10 protein-coding genes are annotated in these 8,779 nt (G+C 70.3%); 6 read left to right on the forward strand and 4 right to left on the reverse strand.

Annotated elements, in window-relative coordinates; all coding sequences use genetic code 11:
• The first annotated feature begins 255 nt into the window (after positions 1–255).
• Complete coding sequence (sigJ, locus tag QH290_RS30480) at positions 256–1,185, forward strand: RNA polymerase sigma factor SigJ (RefSeq protein ID WP_280267655.1); 930 nt, start codon at positions 256–258, stop codon at positions 1,183–1,185.
• A gap of 30 nt (positions 1,186–1,215) precedes the next feature.
• On the opposite strand, the gene ald is transcribed toward sigJ, so the two are convergent.
• Both ald and QH290_RS30490 read right to left on the reverse strand, forming a co-directional pair.
• Positions 1,216–2,319, reverse strand: coding sequence for an alanine dehydrogenase (gene ald, locus QH290_RS30485; RefSeq protein ID WP_280386644.1), 1,104 nt, complete (start codon positions 2,317–2,319; stop codon positions 1,216–1,218).
• A 296-nt stretch (positions 2,320–2,615) separates the two neighbouring features.
• Positions 2,616–3,026: a hypothetical protein gene (locus tag QH290_RS30490; RefSeq protein ID WP_280267652.1), complete on the reverse strand. Its 411-nt coding sequence runs from the start codon at positions 3,024–3,026 to the stop codon at positions 2,616–2,618.
• Between the two features lie 99 nt (positions 3,027–3,125).
• Between QH290_RS30490 and QH290_RS30495 the strand changes: the two genes are divergently transcribed.
• From QH290_RS30495 to QH290_RS30505, 3 genes are all read left to right on the forward strand, one after another.
• The gene (locus tag QH290_RS30495) at positions 3,126–3,641 is read left to right on the forward strand and encodes a gamma carbonic anhydrase family protein (protein ID WP_280267651.1); all 516 of its coding nucleotides are present in this window, start codon (positions 3,126–3,128) and stop codon (positions 3,639–3,641) included.
• A gap of 172 nt (positions 3,642–3,813) precedes the next feature.
• Complete coding sequence (locus tag QH290_RS30500; RefSeq protein WP_280267650.1) at positions 3,814–3,972, forward strand: hypothetical protein; 159 nt, start codon at positions 3,814–3,816, stop codon at positions 3,970–3,972.
• 133 nt (positions 3,973–4,105) lie between these two features.
• On the forward strand, positions 4,106–4,726 hold the full coding sequence (locus QH290_RS30505) for a TetR/AcrR family transcriptional regulator (RefSeq protein ID WP_280267649.1): 621 nt from the start codon (positions 4,106–4,108) through the stop codon (positions 4,724–4,726).
• Between the two features lie 6 nt (positions 4,727–4,732).
• Here QH290_RS30505 and QH290_RS30510 read toward each other — a convergent pair whose 3' ends face one another.
• Both QH290_RS30510 and QH290_RS30515 read right to left on the reverse strand, forming a co-directional pair.
• Entirely contained in the window at positions 4,733–6,784 is a 2,052-nt protein-coding gene (locus tag QH290_RS30510) for an Eco57I restriction-modification methylase domain-containing protein (RefSeq protein WP_280386647.1), read from the reverse strand.
• A gap of 66 nt (positions 6,785–6,850) precedes the next feature.
• Positions 6,851–7,648 carry a nuclear transport factor 2 family protein gene (locus tag QH290_RS30515; protein ID WP_425303669.1) on the reverse strand — a complete coding sequence of 266 codons (798 nt, stop codon included), beginning with the start codon at positions 7,646–7,648 and terminating at the stop codon, positions 6,851–6,853.
• Positions 7,649–7,788: 140 nt separating this feature from the next.
• Between QH290_RS30515 and QH290_RS30520 the strand changes: the two genes are divergently transcribed.
• Entirely contained in the window at positions 7,789–8,106 is a 318-nt protein-coding gene (locus QH290_RS30520) for an ArsR/SmtB family transcription factor (RefSeq protein ID WP_280267645.1), read from the forward strand.
• Entirely contained in the window at positions 8,103–8,657 is a 555-nt protein-coding gene (locus QH290_RS30525; RefSeq protein ID WP_280386652.1) for an SRPBCC family protein, read from the forward strand. Before QH290_RS30520 ends, QH290_RS30525 begins: the two co-directional genes overlap by 4 nt.
• Positions 8,658–8,779: the final 122 nt, after the last annotated feature.

Genomic DNA, 8,779 nt, shown 5'->3' on the forward strand with positions numbered 1-8,779 from the left:
TCCCAGGCCGTCCACGGCATTCCGGGCGCGTTCCCCATCAGTAGCAACCTATTTAGAAAGTCCTCCGTGAGCTGCACGACCTCGATAACACTGCGCCGCCACCCGGCCTATAAAGACGGCTAAGACACCCCCGGGGCGCGGCGGGGGGGGCCGGCCCCGGCGGGCTCGGCGTCGCGATGTCACACTCGCGGACGCTGTGGCGTCACCTTCTCGACGCACCGATAGGCTCGGGCGAACGGAGAGAAAGGCCCGCACGTGACAACCGAGGAACGCCCCGGCGATATCGACCAGGCGGAGCTGGCCCGGCAGTTCGAGGAGCACCGGCAGTACCTGCGCCGGCTCGCGTACAGCACGCTGGGCAGCCTCAGCGACGCCGACGACGTCGTGCAGGACGCGTGGCTCCGGTTGCAGCGCTGGCACGAAACCCGTTCCCCCGGTGAGCAGATCGACAATCTGCGGGCCTGGCTGACCACCGTCACCGGCCGCCTGGCCCTCGATCTGCTGGGATCGGCGCGAGCCCGCCGCGAACAGTACGTCGGCGAATGGCTACCCGAACCGGAGGTCACCACCGTGGACGATCCCGCCGATCGGATCACCCAGGACGAGCGGGTCACCACCGCGCTGCTGGTCGTGCTGGAGTCGCTGTCACCGGCCGAGCGCACCGCGTTCGTCCTGCAGGACGTGTTCGGCATGTCCGGCCCGGAGGTCGCCGAGGTGGTCGGCCGCACCCCGGCCGCGGTGCGGCAGCTGGCGTCGCGGGCCCGCAAGCACGTCGAGCAGGGCACGCCGCGCTTCCCCGCCAGCCGCGACGAGCAGGAGAAGGTGGTGTCGGCGTTCGCGCTGGCGTGGCGATCCGGCGACCTGAGCGCACTGCTCGGCGTGCTCGACGACAAGGTCACCCTGACCGCCGACGGCGGCGGCAAGGTGCCCGCCGTCCGCGAGCCGCTCAGCGGCGCCGAGCTCATCGCCAAGCTGTTCTTCGGCTGGTACAAGGCGGGCACGGGCGCCTGGGGCAAGCACGTGCTGGTCAACGGCCAGCCCGGCCTGGTGGTCTTCGACGGGACGCACACCGGGGTGTTCTCGTTCATCGTCGACGACGGCCGGATCACCGGCATCACCATCGTCCGCAACCCGGACAAGCTGCGCGAGGTGCCGCAGGACGTGGAGCCGGACTGGTACCTGTAGGCCCCGAGTCCGGGACCGCGGCATGCGACCCTAGACCCCGCTCACCGCGGCCAGCCCGTGCGCCTGCGCGACCTCCGTCGAAAACAGTTGTCCCGCATCGGCGGTCAGCCCGTGGGCCAGTCCCGGATCGGCCCGGCAGGCCCGCTTCCAGCCGAGGTCGGCGAGGGCGCGCACGTACGGCAGCGTGGCGTTGGTGAGCGCCACGGTCGCGGTGTGCGGGACCGCGCCCGGCATATTGGCCACGCAATAGAACAGCGAATCGGCAACGCGGAAGGTGGGTTCGGCATGCGTCGTCGGATGTGAGCTCTCGAAACATCCGCCCTGATCGATCGCGATATCGACCAGTACCGAGCCCGGCCGCATCCGTTCGACCAGCGTATCCGGCACCAGCTGCGGCGCCCGCGCACCCGGCACCAGCACCGACCCGATCACCAGATCCGCTGCGGGAACGGCCTTTTCGACCTCTGCGGTGTTGGATCCGAGCGTGGTGACGCGGCCGCCGAAGCGGGCGTCGAGTTCGCGCAGGCGGACCAGATCGGTGTCGAGCACGGTGACCCGCGCGCCCATCCCGACCGCGACGGTGGCGGCATTGGATCCGGCCACGCCCCCGCCCAGCACCACCACATCCGCCGGACGGGCCCCCGGCACACCGCCCAGCAATATTCCGGCACCGCCATTGGGCGCCATCAGGTGGTGCGCGCCCATCTGGGTGGCGAGCTTGCCCGCGACCTCGCTCATCGGCGCCAGCAGCGGCAGCGATCCGTCGCGGCCCCGCACGGTCTCGTACGCGACCGCCGTGGTCCCGGACTCGAGGATGGCGTCGGTGCACTCCCGGGAGGCGGCCAGATGCAGGAAGGTGAACAGCACCTGCCCGGCCCGCATGCGCGGGTACTCCGGGGCAATGGGCTCCTTCACCTTCAATACCAGTTCGGCGTCGCCCCATACGGTCTCGGCCGCTCGCACGATCCGGGCACCGGCCGCGATGTAGTCGGTATCGGTGAATCCGGACCCGGCACCGGCGCCGGTCTCGATCAGTACCTCGTGCCCGTGGCGGCCGAGTTCACCGGCGCCGGGCGGAGTCAGCGCCACCCGCCGCTCCTGCGGTTTGATTTCCCGCGGGACCCCGATCCTCATACCGCCATCGTCGTCCACCCGCACCCGGGCCGCCACGATCACTCGTCGGCGATTCGCAGGATGGCAACCAACCGGCAACAAGGTGATGGGATTCTTGGCAACGTGCTCAGTCCGGGGCACGGCCGGACGGCCACGCCCGGCACGCGATCACCGCCCGAGCGCGGTGCGCAGCTTCGCAGGCACCGGCGCGTCGGCGAGCCGGTCGCGGCCGGAAGCGAACATCGCACTCGGCCAAGGCCATTCGCACAGATACCGGCGGCCGGATCGTGCGCCCACGCCCTTCGGCAGCGACGGCTTCAGGCCAGTTGCGGCTTGTATACCTGCACGGACAGCCCCGCCAGCGCGACGACCTCGGCCTGGGTGAAGGAGCCCGGCTCGAGGCCGTCGCCGGAGATGAAGGCGTCCACCACGCGCTGGCGCGCCAGCTCGACCGGCAGTCCGGCCTGCACCAGGCGCTCGATCTCCTCGGCGAGATTGCGGCCGGTGTGCACCGCGCCGAGCGCCGAGGACCGCACCATGCGCTCCAGCCCACCACCCGCGGCGAGCGCGGCGGCGACGAAACGGCGGTCCTGCTCGGTGAGCATCGGACCGGAAGGCGTTGGCGAGAGGGCGGATTCGTCGGCATGGTCCACCGCCGTGGCACACCCGGCGACGAGGCACATCATCGCCACAGCAACAGCCGCCACCGCGGCCGATCTCGAGAGCACCGGCGAATTCTGCCACCGCCGCGGCGCTCCCGGGACCGGATGCGCCAGGTCCCGATGCCGCGGTGCGGCGCGCAGAGCGTGGCCGCTATGTTCGGGGTCATGAGGATCCAGTTGGGTGAACATGTGCCGCAGATCGATGAGAGCGCGTGGCTGGCGCCGAATGCGACCGTGATCGGGCGGGTGCGCCTCGCGGCGGATGTGAGCATCTGGTACTCCGCCGTCGTCCGGGGCGATATGGACGACATCAGCGTCGGCACCGGCACCAACATTCAGGACGGCTGCGTGCTGCATGCCGATCCCGGATTCCCGCTGACCGTCGGCGCCGGGGTTTCGGTGGGGCACAACGCGATCCTGCACGGCTGCACGATCGAGGACGACGTCCTGGTGGGCATGGGCGCGACCGTCCTCAACGGCGCGGTCGTCGGCGCGGGCAGCCTGATCGCCGCCAACGCGCTGATCCCGGAGGGCGCCCAGATTCCGCCCGGGTCCCTGGTCGCGGGCGTTCCGGGCAAGGTCCGGCGCGAACTCGGCGAGGCCGAACTGGACCGAATCCGCCTGAACGCGGCGGTCTACCGGCACAACACGGCCACCCACCGAGACGGCATCGAGGTGTGATACATCGCACACTGGTCATGTGACCATGTCTGCGGCTTGCTAGCATCGGGCCAGCGTGCCCGGTGTCCGGAAACGGATGCACACGGCTCGTTCGCGAGACGAGCCACGCCCGGACGACGGGCCGTGCCGAGGGCAAGCAGGAGGTTTCGCGGTGTCGTGCGAGCAGTCCGGTATGCACCGAAACAGGGGAAAGATCAGCGTGGCCGATATCGCGGCCCAGCCGGGGGGCATCGAGGCGCTCCAGCGTCGCGTTCACGAATTGCGGTCCAGCGGTATAGATTTCGCCGCCAATGCCATCGAGCAGGAGATGGCGGAGCTGGATCTGCGCTGAGCGGCACGTCTCGCGCTGTGTAACACCTCACGTCGACACGCCGTGGCTGCGTCCGCGTGCCCGATCCGATGAGATAATGACTGCCGCCCTTCCGCATCGACGCGGTATCACAGCGATTTCGACTGGAGACTCGATGCCATCCGTTCCCCCAATCCTGGCTCGCATCCTGGAGAAGCCGCGGGCCGACGGCGAGCAGCTGCTGGAGAGCGCGCTGTCGGCGTTCCTCGATTTCGGGATCAAGCGCACCAGCATGGGTGAGATCGCGCGCCGCGCGGGCATCAGCCCGGCGACCCTGTACCGGCGTTTCGAGTCGAAGAACGATCTGATCGAGGCCGTCGGGGTGCGCGAGGCGCAGCTGTTCGTCGCCGAGATCGAACAGCGGGTGGCGGGCATCGCCGACAGCCAGGACCAGCTGGTCGAGGTGTTCGTCGCGTTCATCACGCTGCTAGCGCGCAACGAACTGCTGCAGCGGCTGCTGCGCACCGAGCCGGATCTGATCCTGCCGCGGCTGACCACAGAGGCGGGGCCGATCCTCGAGGTCGGCCGGGCCTACCTGGCCGATAAGCTGCGCGGGCTGCAGAAGTCCAACGACAGCCTGGATTTCGACGCCGACCTCGTCGCCGAGATCATGGCGCGCCTGGCGCAGTCGCTGGCCCTGACGCCCGAGGGCATGATCCCGCTCGGCGACGAACGCGCCGCGCGTGAATTCGCCCGCCGCACACTGATGCCCATGGTGGCGGTGCCCCGCGCCTGAGCCGTGTCACGCGGGAGCTCTCCCGGCGGAATCGGCAGGAACGTCCTGCACGGCACCGGTTTTCGGCGCGGGCCCGATGCCACCGAAGGCGCGTGCGTCTACCGCGGAATCCAGCGCGAAGGCCGCCGACACCAGTTCGTCGAGCGCGCCCTGGTCGAGATCCATTGCGCTGTCGAGACATTCGCCCACCAATCCGGCCAGCGCCGCGGCGGCCGGGGTGGCCGGGTCGGGCAGCGGCAGACGCCCGACGTACTGCGTGATCCAGCGCCGCCGCCCCGCGTACAGGCGATTGCCGCACACCGCATCGTAGAAGCGCAGGCCGAGGGTCGAATTCGCCACGCCCATCAGCAGATACGCGAGGGGATCGGCGCCGATGTCGGGCAGTGAGATCCAGTAGCAGTCGCCGTTGACGATCGCGCCGCTGCGATCGAGCGCGAACCGGGGCCGCACGCTGATATCGGGGAATACCACCTTCGGGTGCGACCACAGGTGCGGGCGCTGGGGAACCCAGATCTCGAACCATTCCCGCCCGCCCGCGGCGATGTAGTCGCGGGCGGCCAGGGCGTCCTTGTGTTCGGCCAGATACGCTGCGGCATCAGGGAATTCGGCCAGATCGATCGGCGTCCGCCGGGAGCGGGTCACATCGTAGGGGTACAGCACCCGTGTCGGGCGCGTCCGGGTGATCCGCCACGGCGCCAGGTCGTGGTGGGTCAGCAGGTCGAACAGCAGTTCGGGTTCGGGTCGCGGTTCCCGCTCGTCCCACCGGTCGGAGATGAACACCCGGTCCGCGGTCGTCTTGATGCCCACCCGGATTCGCGCCAGGTCGCCGAACGTCCGCCAGGTCCGCTCCCCCACCCGCCGCAACCACTCGTCGATACCGGGCCTGGACATCCGCCAGGGTACGGACGGGTCCATCGGGGCGGCAGGGTCGTTCGGCACAGCAGGGTTGATCGGCACAGGCGCAGGATGCGGCTCCGCGCATAACGATTCGGTGTGGACCGGCTCCGCCACGGCTGCGAGGCCGGGCACTTCGGTCGACGGGCGGGCGATTCCGGCGGAGGCAGGCGGTTCCGGCTCGGTCGCTGGGGCCGACCGGCGATCCGGCGTGGACAGATTCGCCGCCCTCGATTCGACTGCGGGGGCAGCGGATTCGGGATCGTCCGCGGCGAGCCGTTGCACAGCTGGCAAAGGCGTGGGCGAACCCGGGGCGAGGGTGCCGACCTCGACGGCGATGACGCGGCCGCAGTGTGTGATCCTGGCGTCGGACGGTCCCGCGAGCGCGGCGAAAAGGTCGCAGCCATCGGTATTTTCGGTGGATTCCAGCTCATACGCCGACACGTAGCGGCACGGCACGGCCGACCGGCCCCGCACCGCGACCGTGATCGCGGGAAGCACGGCGGCCTCGAAAAGCCGGGTGTCGCCCAGGTCGTACAGTTCGACCGGCGACAGCTGCGAACGCAACAGCGCCCGCAGGTTGGCACCGGCCTTGGTGGTGAGAAAACGGTTGGCGCACAACAGGCCCAGCACACCGCCGGGCCGCAGCAGCCGGGGCACGGTCGCGACGAACGGGTGGGTCAGGTCGATCCGGCCGCGCAGACCGTACTGTCGACTGAGCATCCGCGCGGTCGCCGTGCCCAATTGTTGCGTACGGACGTACGGCGGGTTGGTGATCACCGCGTCGAAACTCTCGCTGGCCAGATCCTCGGCGGCGCGCAGAAAATCACCGGCATGCCAGTCGACGGCGATACCGTCCGCGCGCTCCCGCGCCACCCGCACGGCGTCCGCATGCAGGTCGAAACCCACCAGCCGCAGCGGAATTCCCGGAAAGCGTTGCGCCGCGGCCTGTTTCACGGCCAGCAACAGCTCCCCGTCACCGCAGGCCGGATCCAGCACCCGCAACTCCCGCTCCGGAACCACATGCTCCACCAGTCGCTCGGCCAGAAACCGCGCCAGCCGCTCCGGCGTGTAATGCCGCCCGTGCCGCTTGCGCGCGCCCGCCCCGCCGAGCCCCACACCCGCCCGCCGGTCGGCCGATGCCTGCCCACCCCAGCCATCCATACCGGGCATTCTGCCCGCCCCCACCCCACCCCGCGTCCCCGGAGGCCCTACTCCCGCGGTGGGGCGTTACTCGGCGAGGTAGACCCGGAGGGTGGTGACCTCGGCGTTGCGGGTCAGCTCGGTCTCGGCGATGCCGCGGCCGGTGGGGGTTCGGACGGTCGCGGTGACGAAGCGACCGGCGGCGATGGTTTTGCCGACCTCCATTCCACCGGCGCGGGCCATGAATCCCTCGAACCCGATCGGTGTACCGGCCCAGTAGACCGCCGCATCCGATGTCAGTGCGCTCCGGACCGCGGCGCTGTCGCCGCGACCGGCGGCCCGCAGCAGATCGGTCACCACTCGCTTGCCCGCCGCGCCGACGCGCACGAAGCCCCGCGCGAACCCCAGCGCGCCGCCGAGACCTTGATTGCGCAGCAGCTGCGGCGCCAGCTTCGCCGCCGCGGTCAGCCCGGGCGCTCCGGCCGACAGCAGCTGCCCGATCATCACGGGCAGTTCCCAGTGCGCGCGCAGCTGCCCGATCTTCAGCTCATCGTGCGATTCGACGACGTCGTAGCGCAGATGCATCGGCACCCGCAGCGTCACGCCGGTCGACATGGTCGTCTCGATCGTCAGGTCGCGATACACAGTCATGCCGCGGACCACGTCGTGCTCGATGCGGAAGGCGATGCCGTTCGGCGCGATGAAGGTGTCGTAGAACCGCTCGACGGCCGCCGTCCCCACGTGCGGCCGCGATCCGACCGGGTCCTCCACCCGCGCGGTATCCGCGAACAGCCCCACCCACGCGGCCCGGTCGTGGGCGGCGACGGCCTGCGGCGATCGCTCGACGGTGGCCAGCAGTTCGGATGCGGTGGCAGACATCGGCATTCCTTCGCGCTTCGATGCGGGCGGCATGACCCACCCAATCTATAACGCGTTCTAATTCATTGCCGAGAAACGGGGCCGATGCTGGCCGGGCAGTGTTTATGCCTTGTGGCGTATATACGTGGCGGAGTATATTCAGGCGCGTGGCGAACGATCTCTTCTCGGTGGTGGCCGAGCCGCAGCGCAGGCGGATCCTCGATCAGCTGCGCGTGGGCGCCACCACCGTGGGCGACCTCGCGACGCGCCTGGAACTGCCGCAACCGACGGTGTCGAAGCATCTGCGGGTGCTGCGCGACGCGGGGTTCGTCACCTGCGAGGTCGCGGCGCAGAAACGGATCTACCGCCTGTCCCCCGGCCCCTTCGAGCAATTGGACCGCTGGCTCACGCCGTACCTGCGGCTGTGGCCTCGGCACCTCGATGCCCTGGGCCGCCATCTCGACCGAAAGGACCGCACCTCATGACCACTCGCCGGTACCGCCCGGGCCCGCTGCAACAAGTCGACCTCGTGCAGGACGACGGGCACTGGGCGCTCGTGTTCACCCGCGAATTCCCCCAGGGCCGGGAGGCGGTGTGGTCCGCGCTCACCGAGCCCGCCGAACTACGCGAATGGGCGCCCTACACCGCCAACCGCTCCCTCGCCGCACCCGGCCCCGTCACTCTCCTCATGGTCGACGGCGACGAGCAGCAGGAGCTGCACGGCGAGGTCCGCACCGCCGAACGACCGTCCCTGCTCGAATTCACCTGGGGCGGTGACGTGGTGCGCTGGGAACTGAGCGACCGGGCCCCCGGAACCCTCCTGCGGCTGACCCACCGACTCCCCGAACGCACCGCGGCAGCACAAATGGCCGCAGGCTGGCACCTGTGCCTGGACGTAGCCGCACACCTCCTCGAGGGCACCCCCATCGGCCCCATAGTCGGCGCCGAAGCCCTGAACTACGGCTGGACCGACCTCAACAACCAATACGCCGACCGCCTAGGCATCTCCCCCCTCACCCCACCCACCAAAAACTGAGGACGAAATCCCGTTGTGGGGGGGGCCCCCGGGGCGCGGCGCGGGGGGGGGGGGGGGGGGGGGGGGGGGGGGGGGGGGGGGGGGGGGGGGGGGGGGGGGGGGGGGGGGGGGGGGGGGGGGGG

It is taken from the genome of Nocardia wallacei, assembly GCF_029869545.1.
Classification (GTDB): Bacteria; Actinomycetota; Actinomycetes; order Mycobacteriales; family Mycobacteriaceae; genus Nocardia; species Nocardia wallacei_A.